Annotated in this window: 27 protein-coding genes; all 27 read left to right on the plus strand. The window is 55.9% G+C overall.

Features of this window, described 5'->3' with window-relative positions; genetic code table 11:
* Positions 1–352: 352 nt before the first annotated feature.
* The gene (gene rpsJ / locus ACFSE1_RS11180) at positions 353–661 is read left to right on the plus strand and encodes a 30S ribosomal protein S10 (RefSeq protein ID WP_003547547.1); all 309 of its coding nucleotides are present in this window, start codon (positions 353–355) and stop codon (positions 659–661) included.
* Positions 662–697: 36 nt separating this feature from the next.
* On the plus strand, positions 698–1,339 hold the full coding sequence (rplC, locus tag ACFSE1_RS11185; RefSeq protein WP_377400865.1) for a 50S ribosomal protein L3: 642 nt from the start codon (positions 698–700) through the stop codon (positions 1,337–1,339).
* A 13-nt stretch (positions 1,340–1,352) separates the two neighbouring features.
* The gene (gene rplD / locus ACFSE1_RS11190) at positions 1,353–1,973 is read left to right on the plus strand and encodes a 50S ribosomal protein L4 (RefSeq protein ID WP_377400868.1); all 621 of its coding nucleotides are present in this window, start codon (positions 1,353–1,355) and stop codon (positions 1,971–1,973) included.
* Entirely contained in the window at positions 1,970–2,263 is a 294-nt protein-coding gene (locus ACFSE1_RS11195; RefSeq protein ID WP_377400871.1) for a 50S ribosomal protein L23, read from the plus strand. Before rplD ends, ACFSE1_RS11195 begins: the two co-directional genes overlap by 4 nt.
* 16 nt (positions 2,264–2,279) lie before the next feature.
* On the plus strand, positions 2,280–3,116 hold the full coding sequence (gene rplB, locus ACFSE1_RS11200; protein ID WP_377400874.1) for a 50S ribosomal protein L2: 837 nt from the start codon (positions 2,280–2,282) through the stop codon (positions 3,114–3,116).
* Between the two features lie 17 nt (positions 3,117–3,133).
* Positions 3,134–3,412 (plus strand): 30S ribosomal protein S19, encoded by a 279-nt coding sequence (rpsS, locus tag ACFSE1_RS11205; RefSeq protein WP_377400877.1) that lies wholly within the window; start codon positions 3,134–3,136, stop codon positions 3,410–3,412.
* Positions 3,413–3,414: 2 nt separating this feature from the next.
* Positions 3,415–3,804, plus strand: a complete 390-nt coding sequence (rplV, locus tag ACFSE1_RS11210) for a 50S ribosomal protein L22 (protein ID WP_377400880.1) — start codon at positions 3,415–3,417, stop codon at positions 3,802–3,804.
* Positions 3,804–4,523: a 30S ribosomal protein S3 gene (gene rpsC / locus ACFSE1_RS11215; protein WP_377400883.1), complete on the plus strand. Its 720-nt coding sequence runs from the start codon at positions 3,804–3,806 to the stop codon at positions 4,521–4,523. The genes rplV and rpsC overlap by 1 nt, the downstream gene beginning before the upstream one ends.
* Before the next feature lie 37 nt (positions 4,524–4,560).
* Positions 4,561–4,974 (plus strand): 50S ribosomal protein L16, encoded by a 414-nt coding sequence (rplP, locus tag ACFSE1_RS11220; RefSeq protein WP_377400886.1) that lies wholly within the window; start codon positions 4,561–4,563, stop codon positions 4,972–4,974.
* A 12-nt stretch (positions 4,975–4,986) separates the two neighbouring features.
* Positions 4,987–5,187 carry a 50S ribosomal protein L29 gene (gene rpmC / locus ACFSE1_RS11225; RefSeq protein WP_046792688.1) on the plus strand — a complete coding sequence of 67 codons (201 nt, stop codon included), beginning with the start codon at positions 4,987–4,989 and terminating at the stop codon, positions 5,185–5,187.
* 12 nt (positions 5,188–5,199) lie between these two features.
* Positions 5,200–5,436, plus strand: a complete 237-nt coding sequence (gene rpsQ, locus ACFSE1_RS11230) for a 30S ribosomal protein S17 (protein ID WP_377400889.1) — start codon at positions 5,200–5,202, stop codon at positions 5,434–5,436.
* 234 nt (positions 5,437–5,670) lie between these two features.
* Positions 5,671–6,039, plus strand: coding sequence for a 50S ribosomal protein L14 (rplN, locus tag ACFSE1_RS11235; RefSeq protein ID WP_018328276.1), 369 nt, complete (start codon positions 5,671–5,673; stop codon positions 6,037–6,039).
* Positions 6,040–6,053: 14 nt separating this feature from the next.
* Positions 6,054–6,362 carry a 50S ribosomal protein L24 gene (rplX, locus tag ACFSE1_RS11240; RefSeq protein ID WP_377400892.1) on the plus strand — a complete coding sequence of 103 codons (309 nt, stop codon included), beginning with the start codon at positions 6,054–6,056 and terminating at the stop codon, positions 6,360–6,362.
* Positions 6,355–6,912: a 50S ribosomal protein L5 gene (gene rplE / locus ACFSE1_RS11245; protein ID WP_377400895.1), complete on the plus strand. Its 558-nt coding sequence runs from the start codon at positions 6,355–6,357 to the stop codon at positions 6,910–6,912. The genes rplX and rplE overlap by 8 nt, the downstream gene beginning before the upstream one ends.
* Before the next feature lie 32 nt (positions 6,913–6,944).
* Positions 6,945–7,250, plus strand: coding sequence for a 30S ribosomal protein S14 (rpsN, locus tag ACFSE1_RS11250; protein WP_377400898.1), 306 nt, complete (start codon positions 6,945–6,947; stop codon positions 7,248–7,250).
* A 13-nt stretch (positions 7,251–7,263) separates the two neighbouring features.
* Entirely contained in the window at positions 7,264–7,662 is a 399-nt protein-coding gene (gene rpsH / locus ACFSE1_RS11255; RefSeq protein WP_377400902.1) for a 30S ribosomal protein S8, read from the plus strand.
* A 40-nt stretch (positions 7,663–7,702) separates the two neighbouring features.
* On the plus strand, positions 7,703–8,236 hold the full coding sequence (rplF, locus tag ACFSE1_RS11260; RefSeq protein WP_377400905.1) for a 50S ribosomal protein L6: 534 nt from the start codon (positions 7,703–7,705) through the stop codon (positions 8,234–8,236).
* Positions 8,237–8,248: 12 nt separating this feature from the next.
* Complete coding sequence (gene rplR / locus ACFSE1_RS11265) at positions 8,249–8,611, plus strand: 50S ribosomal protein L18 (protein WP_377400908.1); 363 nt, start codon at positions 8,249–8,251, stop codon at positions 8,609–8,611.
* A gap of 142 nt (positions 8,612–8,753) precedes the next feature.
* Complete coding sequence (gene rpsE, locus ACFSE1_RS11270) at positions 8,754–9,323, plus strand: 30S ribosomal protein S5 (RefSeq protein WP_377400911.1); 570 nt, start codon at positions 8,754–8,756, stop codon at positions 9,321–9,323.
* 12 nt (positions 9,324–9,335) lie between these two features.
* On the plus strand, positions 9,336–9,533 hold the full coding sequence (gene rpmD, locus ACFSE1_RS11275; protein ID WP_377400914.1) for a 50S ribosomal protein L30: 198 nt from the start codon (positions 9,336–9,338) through the stop codon (positions 9,531–9,533).
* Between the two features lie 16 nt (positions 9,534–9,549).
* Positions 9,550–10,023: a 50S ribosomal protein L15 gene (gene rplO / locus ACFSE1_RS11280; protein WP_377400917.1), complete on the plus strand. Its 474-nt coding sequence runs from the start codon at positions 9,550–9,552 to the stop codon at positions 10,021–10,023.
* Between the two features lie 220 nt (positions 10,024–10,243).
* A complete protein-coding gene (gene secY / locus ACFSE1_RS11285) occupies positions 10,244–11,584 on the plus strand; it encodes a preprotein translocase subunit SecY (RefSeq protein WP_377400920.1) in 1,341 nt (446 codons plus the stop codon).
* Positions 11,581–12,171 carry an adenylate kinase gene (locus ACFSE1_RS11290; protein WP_377400923.1) on the plus strand — a complete coding sequence of 197 codons (591 nt, stop codon included), beginning with the start codon at positions 11,581–11,583 and terminating at the stop codon, positions 12,169–12,171. The genes secY and ACFSE1_RS11290 overlap by 4 nt, the downstream gene beginning before the upstream one ends.
* A 239-nt stretch (positions 12,172–12,410) precedes the next feature.
* The gene (rpsM, locus tag ACFSE1_RS11295; protein WP_066875641.1) at positions 12,411–12,779 is read left to right on the plus strand and encodes a 30S ribosomal protein S13; all 369 of its coding nucleotides are present in this window, start codon (positions 12,411–12,413) and stop codon (positions 12,777–12,779) included.
* Between the two features lie 126 nt (positions 12,780–12,905).
* Positions 12,906–13,295 (plus strand): 30S ribosomal protein S11, encoded by a 390-nt coding sequence (gene rpsK, locus ACFSE1_RS11300; RefSeq protein WP_007766864.1) that lies wholly within the window; start codon positions 12,906–12,908, stop codon positions 13,293–13,295.
* Between the two features lie 177 nt (positions 13,296–13,472).
* Entirely contained in the window at positions 13,473–14,483 is a 1,011-nt protein-coding gene (locus ACFSE1_RS11305; protein WP_377400926.1) for a DNA-directed RNA polymerase subunit alpha, read from the plus strand.
* Positions 14,484–14,581: 98 nt separating this feature from the next.
* The gene (gene rplQ, locus ACFSE1_RS11310; RefSeq protein WP_377400929.1) at positions 14,582–15,007 is read left to right on the plus strand and encodes a 50S ribosomal protein L17; all 426 of its coding nucleotides are present in this window, start codon (positions 14,582–14,584) and stop codon (positions 15,005–15,007) included.
* Positions 15,008–15,054 lie beyond the last annotated feature (47 nt).

Genomic DNA, 15,054 nt, shown 5'->3' on the forward strand with positions numbered 1-15,054 from the left:
GTCGTACGGTTGGCGCCGGCATCGTCGCTGCTATCGTCGAGTAATCCACGAATAAGGCGAGGGAGAAGTCCCTCGCCTTATTGCAAAAAAAGTTTGAGGCGAGGCGCGTTGGCTCTTGCCTATGACATGAAAATGTTGCAAATGGCGCGCGAGCGCGATTTGCGACCTGCTTCGTTTATTTTGACGAGCAGGTTCATCAATCCAAAAGGTGGGCTTCGGCCCTGAAGAATGGATGGAGTGGCCTACGGGTTTGCTTCCTCGATCTTTGACACCGGTGGTCCGCCTTTAGATAGAAACGCCCCGTGCCGTGTTGTTTGGCTGCGGGGAGAAAACAGAACAAGGATAACGTCGAATGAACGGCCAAAATATCCGCATTCGCCTGAAGGCGTTCGATCATCGGATCCTCGATGCTTCCACGCGCGAGATCGTGTCGACGGCGAAGCGCACCGGTGCTAGCGTCCGGGGCCCCGTTCCGCTTCCGACCCGCATCGAGAAGTTTACGGTCAACCGGTCCCCTCACATTGATAAGAAGAGCCGCGAGCAGTTCGAAATGCGCACGCACAAGCGTTTGCTCGACATCGTGGATCCCACCCCGCAGACGGTAGATGCGCTGATGAAGCTCGATCTTGCCGCAGGCGTCGATGTGGAAATCAAGCTCTGAGGCTCTGCCTTGGGCTGAGTGAGAAGGATTGAACCGATGCGTTCAGGTGTAATTGCACAAAAGGTGGGAATGACCCGCGTCTATAACGACGCTGGCGAGCATGTTCCGGTCACGGTTCTCCGTGTCGAGAACTGCCAGGTCGTTGCGCACCGTACGGAAGAAAAGAACGGTTACACTGCCGTTCAGCTTGGCGCTGGCCAGGCGAAAGTAAAAAATACGAGCAAGGCTCTGCGTGGCCACTTCGCTGTCGCTCAGGTTGAGCCCAAGCAGAAGGTCGTCGAGTTTCGCGTTGACGCTGATAACCTTATCGAGGTTGGTGCAGCGGTAACGCCAAGCCACTTCACTGCCGGTCAACTTGTCGATGTGACAGGTACAACAATCGGTAAAGGCTTTGCCGGTGCGATGAAGCGTCATAACTTTGGCGGTCTTCGCGCAACGCACGGTGTGTCGGTTTCGCACCGTTCGCACGGTTCGACTGGTAACAATCAGGATCCGGGCAAGGTCTGGAAGGGTAAGCGCATGGCTGGCCACATGGGGCAGACGCGCGTTACCACCCAGAACCTCGAAGTTGTTTCGACCGACGAAGATCGTGGTTTGATCCTTGTGAAGGGCGCCGTTCCCGGTTCGAAGGGCTCCTGGATCATCGTCCGCGATGCCGTCAAGTCGGCTGCGAAGTAAGGGAGCCTTAGTTATGGAATTCAACGTCAAGACCCTTGAGGGGAAGGACGCAGGCAAGGTCTCCCTTTCTGAAGAGATCTTCGGCCTCGATCCGCGCCAGGATATTCTGGCACGTATGGTGCGCTGGCAGCTTGCAAAGAAGCAGCAGGGCACGCACAAGTCCAAAGGCCGTTCGGAAGTATCCCGTACCGGTTCTAAGATGTACAAGCAGAAGGGTACGGGCCGCGCCCGCCACCACTCCGCTCGCGCGCCTCAGTTCCGCGGCGGTGGTAAGGCTCACGGTCCGGTTGTTCGCAGCCATGAGCATGATCTTCCCAAGAAGGTTCGCGCTCTTGCTTTGCGTCACGCTCTTTCTGCCAAGTTCAAGGCGGAAGACCTGATCATCATCGATCAGCTGGTGGCAAGTGAAGCCAAGACCAAGGCTGTTGCTGCTACGTTTGAGACGCTTGGCCTTAACAACGCGCTCGTGATTGGCGGCGCGGAGTTGGACAGCAATTTCAAGCTCGCTGCTCAGAACATCCCGAACATCGACGTTCTGCCGGTTCAGGGCATCAACGTTTACGACATCCTGCGTCGCGGCAAGCTCGTGCTTTCCAAGGCTGCGGTTGAAGCTCTGGAGGAGCGGTTCAAATGACCGATATTCGCCACTATGACGTGATCGTTTCTCCTTCGATCACGGAAAAGTCGACGCTGGTATCTGAGCAGAACCAGGTTGTCTTCAACGTTGCCAAGGGTGCATCCAAGCCGGAAATCAAGGCTGCGGTCGAGGCTCTCTTCGGTGTGAAGGTCAAGGCTGTCAATACGCTGGTCCGCAAGGGCAAGGTAAAGCGTTTCCGCGGCTTCATCGGCAAGCAGAAGGACGTCAAAAAGGCTGTCGTTACGCTTGCTGAAGGTCAGTCGATCGACGTGTCGACGGGCATCTGAGTAGGGAACTAGAACAATGGCATTGAAAAGTTTCAACCCAACGACACCGAGCCAGCGTCAGCTGGTCATTGTCGACCGTTCCGGTCTCCACAAAGGCAAGCCTGTCAAAGCATTGACGGAAGGTCTTTCCAAGAGCGGTGGTCGTAACAACCTCGGTCGTATTACTGCTCGCTTTATCGGCGGCGGTCACAAGCGCACCTATCGTATCATCGACTTCAAGCGTCGTAAGTTTGATGTTGAAGGTACGGTCGAGCGTCTGGAATATGACCCCAACCGTTCTGCCTTCATTGCGCTGGTCACCTACGCAGATGGGGAGCAGGCGTACATCCTGGCGCCTCAGCGCCTTGCTGCAGGTGACAAGGTGATCTCGTCCGACAAGGCTGTCGACGTCAAGCCTGGCAACACTATGCCTCTGCAGTACATCCCGGTCGGTTCCATTCTTCATAACGTGGAAATGAAGCCTGCGAAGGGTGGCCAGATTGCGCGTGCAGCTGGTACTTATGTGCAGCTCGTTGGTCGTGACGCCGGAATGGCCATTCTGCGTCTGAACTCTGGCGAACAGCGTCTGGTCCCGGGCAGCTGCCTTGCTACAGTTGGTGCCGTTTCCAATCCGGATCACGGCAATATCAACGATGGTAAGGCCGGTCGTACCCGTTGGCGTGGTAAGACACCGCATAACCGTGGTGTTGTCATGAACCCGGTTGATCACCCGCACGGCGGTGGTGAAGGTCGTACCTCTGGTGGTCGTCATCCTGTGACGCCTTGGGGTAAGCCGACGAAGGGTAAGCGTACCCGTTCGAACAAGGCGACCGACAAGTTCATCATGCGTTCGCGCCATCAGCGTAAGAAGTAAGAGAAGGAAGTCAGCAAGTGGCTCGTTCAGTTTGGAAAGGTCCGTTCGTTGACGGCTATCTTCTCAAGAAGGCTGAGAAGGTACGCGAAAGCGGCCGTAGCGAAGTAATCAAGATCTGGAGCCGTCGCTCCACGATCCTCCCTCAGTTCGTTGGTCTGACGTTTGGCGTCTACAACGGCAACAAGCATGTACCGGTCAGCGTCAACGAAGACATGGTCGGTCATAAGTTCGGTGAATTCTCTCCGACCCGGACCTATTACGGTCATGGTGCGGACAAGAAGGCAAAGAGGAAGTAATCATGGCGAAGGCAAAGACCGAACGCCGGCTGAAGGATAACGAAGCGCAGGCAGTTGCCCGTACGCTTCGCGTCAGCCCGCAGAAGCTTAACCTGGTTGCCGCCATGATCCGTGGCAAGAAGGTTGAACGCGCTTTGGCAGAACTCGAGTTCTCCCGTAAGCGTATTGCCGGTGCGGTGAAGAAGACTCTTGAGTCTGCTATCGCCAATGCCGAAAACAACCATGACCTCGATGTCGATGCTCTGATCGTCGCCGAAGCCTATGTTGGTAAGTCGATCACCATGAAGCGTTTCCACGCTCGTGGCCGTGGTCGTGCATCCCGCATCGAAAAGCCTTTTGCGCATCTCACCATTGTGGTGCGCGAAGTCGAGGAAAAAGGGGAGGCCGCATAATGGGTCAGAAAATTAATCCAATCGGCTTCCGCCTTGGCATCAACCGCACTTGGGATAGCCGCTGGTTCGCCGATAATGCTGAATACGGTCAGCTGCTTCACGAAGATCTGAAGATCCGTGCATATCTCATGCAGGAATTGAAGCAGGCCGGTATTGCGAAAGTGGTTATCGAGCGTCCGCACAAGAAGTGCCGCGTCACGATCCATTCCGCTCGTCCGGGCTTGATCATCGGCAAGAAGGGTGCAGACATCGAAAAGCTCCGCAAGAAGCTTTCGGACATGACCTCTTCCGAGACACACCTCAACATTGTTGAAGTGCGTAAGCCTGAAGTTGATGCGACGCTGGTTGCCCAGTCTATTGCACAGCAGCTTGAGCGTCGTGTTGCTTTCCGTCGTGCAATGAAGCGTGCAGTTCAGTCTGCAATGCGTCTTGGCGCCGAAGGCATCAAGATCACCTGCGCAGGTCGTCTCGGCGGTGCGGAAATTGCTCGTACGGAATGGTACCGTGAAGGTCGCGTTCCGCTTCATACGCTGCGTGCGGACATTGACTACGGCACTGCAGAAGCTGAAACAGCTTTCGGCATTTGCGGTATCAAGGTCTGGATCTTCAAGGGCGAAATCCTTGAGCACGATCCGATGGCTTCCGAACGCCGCGCACTCGAAGGCGATGCTCAGGGTCCGGCTAGCCGTGACCGCGATCGTCGTCGCGAAAACGCTTGATTAGCGCTGGCGAAAGATAAGCTCGGAGAATAAGAAAATGTTGCAGCCAAAGCGTACCAAGTATCGCAAGCAGTTCAAAGGTCGCATCAAGGGTGTGGCCAAGGGCGGCTTCGACCTGGCTTTCGGTGAATTCGGTCTGAAGGCACAAGAGCCAAACCGCGTTAACGCACGTGAAATCGAAGCGGCTCGCCGCGCGATCACGCGTTACATGAAGCGCGCGGGTCGCGTGTGGATCCGCGTATTCCCTGATACTCCGGTTACGGCCAAGCCGACCGAAGTGCGTATGGGTAAGGGCAAGGGTTCCGTCGAGTACTGGGCTTGCAAGGTCAAGCCCGGCCGTATGATGTTCGAAATCGATGGTGTTTCCGAGGAAATTGCACGCGAGGCGCTTCGTCTCGGCGCTGCCAAGCTCTCGGTCAAGACGCGCTTTGTACAGCGCATCGCAGAGTAAGGGGTGAGGCACATGAAAGCCGAAGACGTTCGCGGCCTCACGGCCGACCAGCTTAAGGATAAGCTTGCGGAGTTGAAGAAGGAGCAGTTCAATCTGCGCTTTCAGAAGGCAACCGGGCAGCTGGAAAAATCCTCGCGCATCAACGAAGTTCGTAAGGACATCGCTCGCGTAAAAACCATTGCCCGCCAGAAGGCGGCAGAAGCAAAGGCCTAAGGGAAGAATAATATGCCGAAGCGCATTCTGCAGGGCGTCGTGGTCAGCGACAAGAACGATAAGACCGTAGTAGTCCGGGTTGAGCGTCGTTTCGCTCACCCGCTGCTCCAGAAGACGGTCCGTCGTTCCAAGAAGTACAAGGCTCACGACGAGAATAATCAGTACAAGATTGGTGATGTGGTCTCCATTCAGGAGTGTGCACCAATCTCGAAGGACAAGTGCTGGACGGTTATCTCCGCCCACGCTTAATTTGCAGTAATCTGCGGTAGGCTCTTGTGTCTTCCGCAGAATTCTGTATGAAGCAGCGCATTGGCGCTGAACGCCCGTTCGCGGGCGTTCTTTTTGCTTTGCAGCGCAGGGTAGGTCCTAACCTGGGAAACCACCTTGGCAAGATCCAATCCCGCGCGAAAACATGTATGTCATTGAGCTGGAAAAGGGGGCTTCTGCCCAACCGTTCCAGTCATTACAAGAAGGCGACCTGACATGATTCAGATGCAAACAAACCTCGACGTTGCCGATAATTCCGGCGCGCGTCGTGTCATGTGCATCAAGGTGCTGGGCGGCTCAAAGCGTAAATATGCTTCTGTCGGCGATATCATCGTCGTTTCCATCAAGGAAGCTATTCCGCGCGGCCGCGTTAAGAAGGGCGACGTTATGAAAGCCGTCGTTGTTCGCACCGCCAAGGACATCCGCCGTCCGGACGGCAGCGTGATCCGCTTTGATAACAATGCGGCTGTCCTCATCGATAACAAGAAAGAGCCGATCGGCACCCGTATCTTCGGACCGGTTCCGCGTGAACTTCGCGCCAAGAACCACATGAAGATCATCTCGCTGGCTCCGGAAGTACTCTAAGGGAGCGGATAGAGATGCAAAAGATTCGTAAGGGCGACAACGTCGTCGTTCTCACCGGTAAGGACAAGGGTCGTACTGGTGAAGTTATCCAGGTGATGCCGAAGGAAGATCGCGCGCTTGTTCGCGGCGTTAACGTCGTAAAGCGCCATCAGCGTCAGACTCAGACGCAGGAAGCTGGCATCATCAACAAGGAAGCGCCGATCCATCTGTCCAACATTGCGATTGTTGCGAAAGACGGTAAGCCGACTCGCGTTGGCTTCTCCGTGGTCGACGGCAAGAAGGTCCGTGTGGCCAAGCGTACGGGAGATGTGATCGATGGCTGAGGCAAAGTACGAGCCGCGTCTCAAGGTTGAGTATGTTTCTCGCATTCGCGCTGCGATGCAGGAGCAGTTCTCCTACGCCAACGAGATGCAGATTCCGAAGATCGACAAGATCGTCATCAACATGGGCGTGGGTGAGGCAACTGCCGATTCCAAGAAGCCCACGGTTGCGGCGGCAGATCTTGCTGCTATCGCCGGCCAGAAGCCGGTTGTAACGCGCGCCCGCAATTCGATTGCTGGCTTCAAGGTGCGTGAAGGTATGCCGATCGGCGCAAAGGTAACCCTTCGCGGCGCCCGCATGTATGAATTCCTGGATCGTCTGGTCAACATCGCGCTGCCGCGCGTTCGCGACTTCCGCGGCCTGAATCCGAAGAGCTTTGACGGCCGTGGTAACTTCGCCATGGGCATCAAGGAACACATCGTGTTCCCTGAGATCAACTACGATAAGGTTGATCAGATGTGGGGCATGGACATCATCGTTTGCACGACGGCAAGCACGGACGACGAAGCACGGGCTCTCTTGAAAGAGTTCAACTTCCCGTTCCGTCAGTAACCGTAACGACGAGCGTAGAAAAGGAACTCGATATGGCGAAGACAAGCGCAATCGAAAAGAACAAGCGCCGCCGCAAGACGGTCGCCAATCAGGCAGCAAAGCGTGCTGCGCTGAAGGCGGTCATCATGAACCAGGAACTTCCGATCGAAGATCGCTTCAAGGCTACCTTGAAGCTCGCTTCGCTTCCGCGTGATGGTTCTAAAACTCGTATTCGCAATCGCTGCGAAGTCACCGGTCGTCCGCGTGCCTTCTACCGCAAGCTCAAGATGTCCCGTATCGCTCTGCGCGAACTGGGCAACCTGGGCAAGGTGCCCGGCGTAGTGAAGTCCAGCTGGTAAGGAGACGGTTGAGATGACCATGACTGATCCTCTGGGCGATATGCTCACACGCATCCGCAATGGCGCCGCACGCCGCAAGTCCACCGTTACGACGCCTGCTTCCAAGCTGCGCGCTCGCGTTTTGGACGTTCTGCAGGCTGAAGGTTACATTCGCGGTTACTCTCAGGTTGACCACGGTAACGGCAAGTCCGAGATCGAGATCGAGCTGAAGTATTACGAAGGCGCTTCGGTTATTCGCGAGATTGGCCGAGTTTCCAAGCCGGGCCGCCGAGTATACGTCTCGGTTAAGTCCATTCCGCAGGTCGCGAACGGCCTCGGCATTACGATCCTTTCGACTCCGAAGGGCGTGATGGCCGATCATCAGGCGCGCGAACAGAACGTTGGTGGCGAGGTTCTCTGCTCGGTCTTCTAAGGCCAGGCAGGAAACCCTAGCGAACAGACAGGATTGAATAATGTCTCGTATCGGTAAAAAGCCCGTTCCGGTTCCTGCAGGTGTGACGGCCTCTGTCGAAGGACAGAAGGTGACTGCAAAGGGTCCGAAGGGTGAGCTCGTCTTCGTGGCGAATGACGAAGTTAAGCTTTCCTTGGAAGACAATGCTGTGTCGGTAGCACCGATCAGCAACACGAAGGATGCTCGCGCAAAGTGGGGCATGTCCCGCACGATGATCGAGAATATCTTCCGTGGTGTTAAGGATGGCTTTGAGCGTAAGCTCGAAATCAATGGCGTTGGTTATCGCGCCTCCATGCAGGGCAAGAACCTTCAGCTGGCTCTTGGTTTCTCGCATGACGTGATCTATGAGCCGCCGCAGGGCATCACCATTGCTGTGCCGAAGCCGACGGAAATCGTCGTCACCGGTATCAATAAGCAGCAGGTCGGTCAGGTAGCCGCGGAGATCCGCGAGTACCGTGGTCCGGAGCCCTACAAGGGCAAAGGCGTCAAGTACGCCGAGGAACGGATCGTCCGCAAGGAAGGCAAGAAGAAGTAAGGTTGACGCGAAATGGCTAGCAGGAAAGAAGCACTTGCAAAGCGCGCGAGCCGTGTACGCCGCCAGATCAAGGCGGTTGCCAATGGCCGCCCGCGTCTGTCGGTTCATCGCTCGTCGAAGAACATCTACGCCCAGGTCATTGATGACGTGGCAGGTCGCACGCTCGCGGCTGCGTCCACGCTTGATGGTGGCCTCCGCACCGCTCTGAAGACGGGTGCGGACACAGCGGCTGCCGCTGCAGTTGGCAAGCTCGTTGCGGAGCGCGCCGTCGCTGCCGGTGTGAAGGAAGTCGTGTTTGATCGCGGCGCGTTCCTTTATCACGGCCGCGTGAAGGCTCTTGCAGAGGCTGCCCGCGAAGGCGGGTTGTCCTTCTAAAAAACTTAATGCTCGGTCTTTTCAGGCCGGGCATTTTGGCCTATGAGGCCGATCATCGTCGGCCGGTCAGATGCTCTTGAGGCTATCTGGTCGGCTTTTTGAAGTCTGCCGTTTGTACCGGAAAAGAAAAAGGAACAGGAAAATGGCACAGGATAAGAGAGGCTCGCGCGAAGAACGTCAGGGCCGCGAAGAGCGCGACAGCGAGTTTGTTGATAAGCTGGTTGCGATCAATCGCGTAGCGAAGGTTGTTAAGGGTGGTCGCCGTTTCGGTTTTGCCGCTCTCGTCGTCGTTGGCGATCAGAAGGGCCGCGTTGGCTTTGGTCATGGCAAGGCTCGTGAAGTTCCGGAAGCGATTCGCAAGGCGACGGAAGCTGCCAAGCGCGACCTGATTTTCGTACCTCTGCGCGATGGCCGTACGCTTCATCACGACGTCAACGGCCGCCACGGCGCGGGCAAGGTTCTTCTGCGTTCGGCGAAGGCTGGTACCGGTATCATCGCTGGTGGTCCGATGCGTGCTGTGTTCGAAACGCTTGGCGTTCATGACGTCGTTGCGAAGTCCACTGGCTCGTCCAACCCCTACAACATGGTTCGCGCAACTTTTGATGCGCTGAAGCATCAGGTGCATCCGAAGGACATCGCAGCTCAGCGCGGCATCAAGTATGCAACGTTGCAGGCGCGCCGTGCCGCTTCCGGCAATGCATCGGAAGAATAAGGAGCTATACTGATGGCCAACGAAACCAAGAAGACGGTTACGGTCGAGCAGATCGGTAGCCCCATTCGCCGTCCGGCTGTTCAGCGTCAGACGCTGATCGGCCTGGGTCTGAACAAGATGCACCGGGTTCGCACTCTGGAAGATACTCCAGCAGTTCGTGGTATGATCCGGTCTGTCCAGCATCTCGTTCGCGTCGTCGACGAGAAGTGAGACGGGAGATAAATCCATGAAACTGAATGAAATCAAAGATAACGAAGGCGCAAGCAAGGATCGTATCCGCGTTGGTCGCGGTATCGGTTCCGGCAAGGGCAAGACTGGCGGTCGCGGCGTAAAGGGTCAGAAGGCTCGTTCTGGCGTAGCGATCAACGGTTTCGAAGGCGGTCAGATGCCTATCTACCGTCGTCTTCCGAAGCGCGGCTTCAACAACATTTTCTCTTCTGACTTTGTTGTTGTTTCCCTGGGTCGGATTCAGGCTGCGATCGATGCCAAGAAGCTCGACGCTTCTGCAACGATCGATGCGGCTTCGCTCAAGGCTGCGGGCGTTATCCGTCGCGTTAAGGATGGTGTGCGCGTGCTTGCTGATGGTGAGCTTTCCGCAAAGGTAACGATTGAAGTTGCTGGCGCTTCGAAGGCTGCTGTCGAAAAGATCGAGAAGGCTGGTGGTTCCATCAAGCTTCTCGCTGCAGCGGCAGCTGAATAAGATGTAAACAATCGCCCGGGGTGCTTCACACCGGGCGATTTTGCTCCCATATGTGGGCCTCGCGACCCGGCAGGATTCGGCGAGTAAGCCGGGAACAACGGAATTGGGGGAGGGGCCATGGGTGTCCAGAGCTGTCCAGCTCCCGTTCTGAATAGGAATAGAGACTGCTTTCCAGCCAGTGTGCTTAACAGCCTGGCGGATTAGTCAGGCGGAGATAGGCATGGCATCTGCAGCAGAGCAACTGGCCTCGAATCTAAATTTTTCTACCTTTTCCAAGGCGACCGACCTCAAGAAGCGGCTGTGGTTTACATTGGCTGCGCTTCTTGTGTATCGCTTGGGTACGCATATTCCGCTTCCGGGATTGAATCCTGAGGCATATGCACAAGCGTTTCGCGGCCAGGCTGGGGGTATTCTCGGTCTTTTCAATATGTTTGCCGGTGGCGCTGTACAGCGTATGGCGATATTCGCGCTCGGCATCATGCCATACATTTCTGCATCGATTATCGTGCAGTTGATGACCTCTGTCGTTCCATCGCTTGAGAATCTCAAGAAGGAAGGTGAGCAGGGGCGCAAGATCATCAATCAGTATACCCGCTACGGCACTGTGTTGCTGGGAACGCTGCAGGCTTACGGTATTGCCGTCGGTCTTGAGGGCGGAAACGGCATCGTGTTGGATCCGGGTATCTTCTTCCGAATTTCGACTGTTGTGACTTTGCTTGGCGGAACCATGTTCCTGATGTGGTTGGGTGAGCAGATTACGTCGCGTGGCATTGGCAATGGGATCTCGCTGATCATCTTCGCGGGTATCGCCGCCGGTCTGCCGACAGCTTTGGCAGGTACACTGGAACTTGGTCGGACAGGCGCTCTGTCCACGGCCCTAATTCTCACAGTTGTGGTTGTTGCCATTGGCGTGATCGCACTGATTGTTTTCGTAGAGCGCGCGCAGCGCCGTCTCCTCATTCAGTATCCGAAGCGTCAGGTCGGGAACAGAATGTTCCAAGGTGACACGTCGCACCTGCCTCTGAAGCTCAACACGGCTGGCGTTATTCCCGCTATCTTCGCATCGTCACTGTTGCTTTTGCCAGCTACCGCAGCTGGTTTTGCAGGCAACACCAATCTCCCGGCCTGGGCGACGGCAGTGATTGCTTCGCTTCAGCATGGTCAGCCGCTGTTCATGCTTTTCTACGGTCTGTTGATTGCGTTCTTCGCCTTCTTCTACACGGCGATCGTGTTCAATCCGAAGGACACGGCAGACAATCTGAAAAAGCACGGTGGATTTATCCCCGGTATCCGCCCGGGTGAGCGGACCGCCGAGTACATCGATTATGTACTGACACGCATCACCGTTGTCGGAGCAATCTATCTGGTGTTTGTGTGCATTCTGCCTGAAACGCTCATCGCGCGTACTGGTATCCCATTAGCCCTTGGTGGTACTTCGCTTTTGATCGTAGTCAGTGTAACGCTTGATACCGTGGCTCAGATTCAGGGTCATCTGATTGCCCAACAGTATGAGGGGCTGATCAAGAAGTCGAAGTTGCGTGGAGGAAAGAGGGGACGATGAGACTGATCTTTTTGGGGCCGCCGGGTGCAGGTAAAGGCACCCAGGCCAAGCGCTTGACCGAGAAGTACGGTATTCCTCAGCTTTCCACGGGGGATATGTTGCGTGCTGCGGTGAAGGCCGAGACGGATGTTGGCAAGCGCGCCAAGGCGGTTATGGATGCCGGCGGATTGGTGTCGGATGACATTGTGAATCAGATCGTCTCTGACCGGATTCAGGAAGCTGACTGTGTGAAGGGTTTCATCCTGGATGGTTACCCGCGGACGGTGCCTCAAGCCAAGGCGCTGGCCGATAATCTGAAGAGCCTTGGTTTGCAGCTGGATGCAGTCATCGAGTTGAAGGTCGATGAGGACGCCTTGGTTCGCCGTATCGAATCACGCGTGGCGGAAACGCTGGCTGCGGGTGGTACCGTCAGGTCGGATGATAATCCGGAGGCTTTCCGTAAGCGTCTTTCGGAATATCGGGAGAAGACCGCGCCGCTTTCTCAGCATTATGCTGGAACGGGTGAATTGGTGACTGTCGACGGTATGGCAGACGTTGACGCTGTGACTGCGTCAATTGAAAATGTGTTGGAGAAGGCTTCCGCCTGATGCGGATGGGAGCCTGTCCTAAAGAATCTTAATGGGCCCGGTTGCTTTTTTTGATCGATTCCATTAAACACCGCGCCAACTCGCGACATTTGCTAGCGATCGGCGCGGATTTCTAACGGAAGTCCGTATCGGTCGCTTTGACTTGTATCGGATGAGATATGAACTGGCGGCCGTCTCTGGCTGCTCTCAAAGTAAAGTACCACTTGCCGGACGGCAACTGGAACGCAAGGAGAATAGGCGTGGCACGTATCGCTGGCGTCAACATCCCGACTGCGAAGCGCGTTGTTATTGCGCTGACCTATATTCACGGGATCGGCCCGAAGTTTGCACAAGAAATCATCGAGAAGGTCGGTATTCCTGCTGACCGTCGCGTTCATCAGCTGACGGACGCTGAAGTTCTTCAGATTCGCGAAACCATCGACCGTGATTACCAGGTCGAGGGTGATCTTCGTCGTGAGACGGCGATGAACATCAAGCGTTTGATGGACCTCGGCTGCTATCGCGGGCTGCGCCATCGTCGTGGCCTGCCGGTTCGCGGTCAGCGCACGCACACCAATGCCCGCACCCGTAAGGGTCCGGCAAAGGCGATTGCTGGTAAGAAGAAGTAATTTTCGGCTATGCCGGAAATTGGAGGCTGGCGAGAATATCGCGAGCCTCCTTTTTGAGTTTGGGGCGTCTTGCTCCGGTGGAGCCGCTGGTATTACGGCGGTGACGATATCAACGAAAGGGATACAATGGCCAAGGAAGCCACACGCGTACGCCGTCGCGAACGCAAAAATATCACGTCTGGCGTCGCACACGTCAATTCGACGTTCAACAACACGATGATCACCATCACCGATGCCCAGGGCAATGCAATTGCCTGGTCTTCTGCTGGTGCGAAGGGTTTCAAGGGCTCGCGTAAGTCCACGCCGTTTGCTGCGCAGATCGCTGCTGAAGATTGCGCCAAGAAGGCTCAGGAACACGGCATGAAGTCGCTGGAAGTTGAAGTTTGCGGTCCTGGCTCCGGTCGTGAATCTGCGCTTCGCGCCCTGCAGGCTGCTGGTTTCATGATTACATCCATTCGCGATGTGACGCCGATCCCGCACAACGGCTGCCGCCCGCGTAAGAAGCGTCGCGTCTAATTGGCGTGCTGAGGCGGATCATGTCGATGATGTGCCTCGCTTGAAATTCGTGTGACGCCGCCTTACCCCGGTTTCGAGGTTTGGCGGCTTTGCCGTAACGCCTTAGAGTTCTCTAGGCGCTTCTCATGCTCGGTTGCCACGATTGAATAGTGGCAGCGAACGGAAGGTTTGAAACATATGATCCAGAAGAACTGGCAGGAACTGATCAAGCCGAACAAGGTGGAGTTTACCTCCTCCGGTCGCACCAAGGCTACGCTCGTTGCGGAGCCGCTGGAACGCGGTTTTGGTTTGACGCTCGGGAACGCGTTGCGCCGCGTTCTTTTGTCGTCGTTGCGCGGCGCTGCTGTTACGGCAGTGCAGATCGACGGCGTTCTGCACGAATTCTCTTCCATTCCAGGCGTTCGTGAGGACGTTACGGATATCGTGCTGAACATCAAGGAAATCGCCATCAAGATGGATGGTGATGATGCCAAGCGCATGGTCGTGCGCAAGCAGGGTCCTGGTGCGGTCAAGGCTGGTGATATCCAGACCGTTGGCGACATCGAAATCCTGAACCCTGACCATGTGATTTGCACGCTTGATGAAGGCGCCGAGATTCGCATGGAATTCACGGTCAACAACGGCAAGGGCTATGTTCCTGCCGAGCGTAACCGTGCAGAAGATGCTCCGATTGGTCTTATCCCGGTCGACAGCCTCTATTCTCCGGTCAAGAAAGTGTCCTACAAGGTGGAAAACACCCGTGAAGGTCAGGTTCTCGACTACGACAAGCTGACCATGACCATCGAAACCGATGGTTCGGTCACGGGTGAAGATGCCGTTGCCTTCGCCGCACGCATTCTTCAGGACCAGCTGTCGGTCTTCGTCAACTTCGACGAGCCGCAGAAGGAAGCAGAAGAAGAAGCCGTAACTGAACTCGCGTTCAATCCGGCGCTTCTCAAGAAAGTGGACGAGTTGGAGCTTTCCGTTCGTTCCGCGAACTGCCTGAAGAACGACAACATCGTTTACATCGGCGATCTCATCCAGAAGACCGAGGCGGAAATGCTGCGCACGCCGAACTTCGGTCGCAAGTCGCTGAACGAGATCAAGGAAGTTCTTGCTTCCATGGGCCTGCATCTGGGTATGGAAGTTCCAGCCTGGCCGCCGGAAAACATCGAAGATCTCGCAAAGCGCTACGAAGATCAGTACTAACCCGCAAGCATTTCCGGGCGGGGCACCGCGCTCCGCCGCTGGAAATGGATAGCACGTTTAAACTGCAGGCGGATGTCTGCAAGTAAAGGAGACACGAGATGCGTCACCAGAATTCCGGTCGCAAGCTCAACCGTACCGCCAGCCACCGCAAGGCAATGTTTGCCAACATGGCTGCTTCGCTCATCACGCATGAGCAGATTGTAACGACCCTGCCGAAGGCTAAGGACCTCCGTCCGATCGTCGAGAAGCTGGTTACTCTTGGCAAGCGCGGCGACCTGCACGCTCGTCGTCAGGCGATCTCGCAGATCAAGGATCAGGACGCTGTTCGCAAGCTGTTTGATGCCATTGCAACACGTTACGCTTCGCGTAACGGTGGCTACCTGCGCATCATGAAGGCTGGCTTCCGTCAGGGCGATAATGCTCCGCTGGCCGTGATCGAATTTGTCGAGCGCGACGTTGATGCCAAGGGTGCAGCCGACAAGGCTCGCGTTGCTGCCGAGGCTGCTGCTGCAGAAGCTGCATAATCAGCTTCATCCAGCGATTTAACTGACGAAAAGGCCGGGCGACTTCT

It is taken from the genome of Affinirhizobium helianthi, from assembly GCF_042680945.1.
Classification (GTDB): domain Bacteria; phylum Pseudomonadota; class Alphaproteobacteria; order Rhizobiales; family Rhizobiaceae; genus Neorhizobium; species Neorhizobium helianthi.

Bases quoted from the DNA above. Each gene is read 5' to 3' on its own strand.
- rpsJ (WP_003547547.1), top strand. From the start codon at position 353: ATGAACGGCCAAAATATCCGCATTCGCCTGAAGGCGTTCGATCATCGG.
- rplC (WP_377400865.1), top strand. From the start codon at position 698: ATGCGTTCAGGTGTAATTGCACAAAAGGTGGGAATGACCCGCGTCTAT.
- rplD (WP_377400868.1), top strand. From the start codon at position 1,353: ATGGAATTCAACGTCAAGACCCTTGAGGGGAAGGACGCAGGCAAGGTC.
- ACFSE1_RS11195 (WP_377400871.1), top strand. From the start codon at position 1,970: ATGACCGATATTCGCCACTATGACGTGATCGTTTCTCCTTCGATCACG.
- rplB (WP_377400874.1), top strand. From the start codon at position 2,280: ATGGCATTGAAAAGTTTCAACCCAACGACACCGAGCCAGCGTCAGCTG.
- rplV (WP_377400880.1), top strand. From the start codon at position 3,415: ATGGCGAAGGCAAAGACCGAACGCCGGCTGAAGGATAACGAAGCGCAG.
- rpsC (WP_377400883.1), top strand. From the start codon at position 3,804: ATGGGTCAGAAAATTAATCCAATCGGCTTCCGCCTTGGCATCAACCGC.
- rplP (WP_377400886.1), top strand. From the start codon at position 4,561: ATGTTGCAGCCAAAGCGTACCAAGTATCGCAAGCAGTTCAAAGGTCGC.
- rpmC (WP_046792688.1), top strand. From the start codon at position 4,987: ATGAAAGCCGAAGACGTTCGCGGCCTCACGGCCGACCAGCTTAAGGAT.
- rpsQ (WP_377400889.1), top strand. From the start codon at position 5,200: ATGCCGAAGCGCATTCTGCAGGGCGTCGTGGTCAGCGACAAGAACGAT.
- rplN (WP_018328276.1), top strand. From the start codon at position 5,671: ATGATTCAGATGCAAACAAACCTCGACGTTGCCGATAATTCCGGCGCG.
- rplX (WP_377400892.1), top strand. From the start codon at position 6,054: ATGCAAAAGATTCGTAAGGGCGACAACGTCGTCGTTCTCACCGGTAAG.
- rplE (WP_377400895.1), top strand. From the start codon at position 6,355: ATGGCTGAGGCAAAGTACGAGCCGCGTCTCAAGGTTGAGTATGTTTCT.
- rpsN (WP_377400898.1), top strand. From the start codon at position 6,945: ATGGCGAAGACAAGCGCAATCGAAAAGAACAAGCGCCGCCGCAAGACG.
- rpsH (WP_377400902.1), top strand. From the start codon at position 7,264: ATGACCATGACTGATCCTCTGGGCGATATGCTCACACGCATCCGCAAT.
- rplF (WP_377400905.1), top strand. From the start codon at position 7,703: ATGTCTCGTATCGGTAAAAAGCCCGTTCCGGTTCCTGCAGGTGTGACG.
- rplR (WP_377400908.1), top strand. From the start codon at position 8,249: ATGGCTAGCAGGAAAGAAGCACTTGCAAAGCGCGCGAGCCGTGTACGC.
- rpsE (WP_377400911.1), top strand. From the start codon at position 8,754: ATGGCACAGGATAAGAGAGGCTCGCGCGAAGAACGTCAGGGCCGCGAA.
- rpmD (WP_377400914.1), top strand. From the start codon at position 9,336: ATGGCCAACGAAACCAAGAAGACGGTTACGGTCGAGCAGATCGGTAGC.
- rplO (WP_377400917.1), top strand. From the start codon at position 9,550: ATGAAACTGAATGAAATCAAAGATAACGAAGGCGCAAGCAAGGATCGT.
- secY (WP_377400920.1), top strand. From the start codon at position 10,244: ATGGCATCTGCAGCAGAGCAACTGGCCTCGAATCTAAATTTTTCTACC.
- ACFSE1_RS11290 (WP_377400923.1), top strand. From the start codon at position 11,581: ATGAGACTGATCTTTTTGGGGCCGCCGGGTGCAGGTAAAGGCACCCAG.
- rpsK (WP_007766864.1), top strand. From the start codon at position 12,906: ATGGCCAAGGAAGCCACACGCGTACGCCGTCGCGAACGCAAAAATATC.
- ACFSE1_RS11305 (WP_377400926.1), top strand. From the start codon at position 13,473: ATGATCCAGAAGAACTGGCAGGAACTGATCAAGCCGAACAAGGTGGAG.
- rplQ (WP_377400929.1), top strand. From the start codon at position 14,582: ATGCGTCACCAGAATTCCGGTCGCAAGCTCAACCGTACCGCCAGCCAC.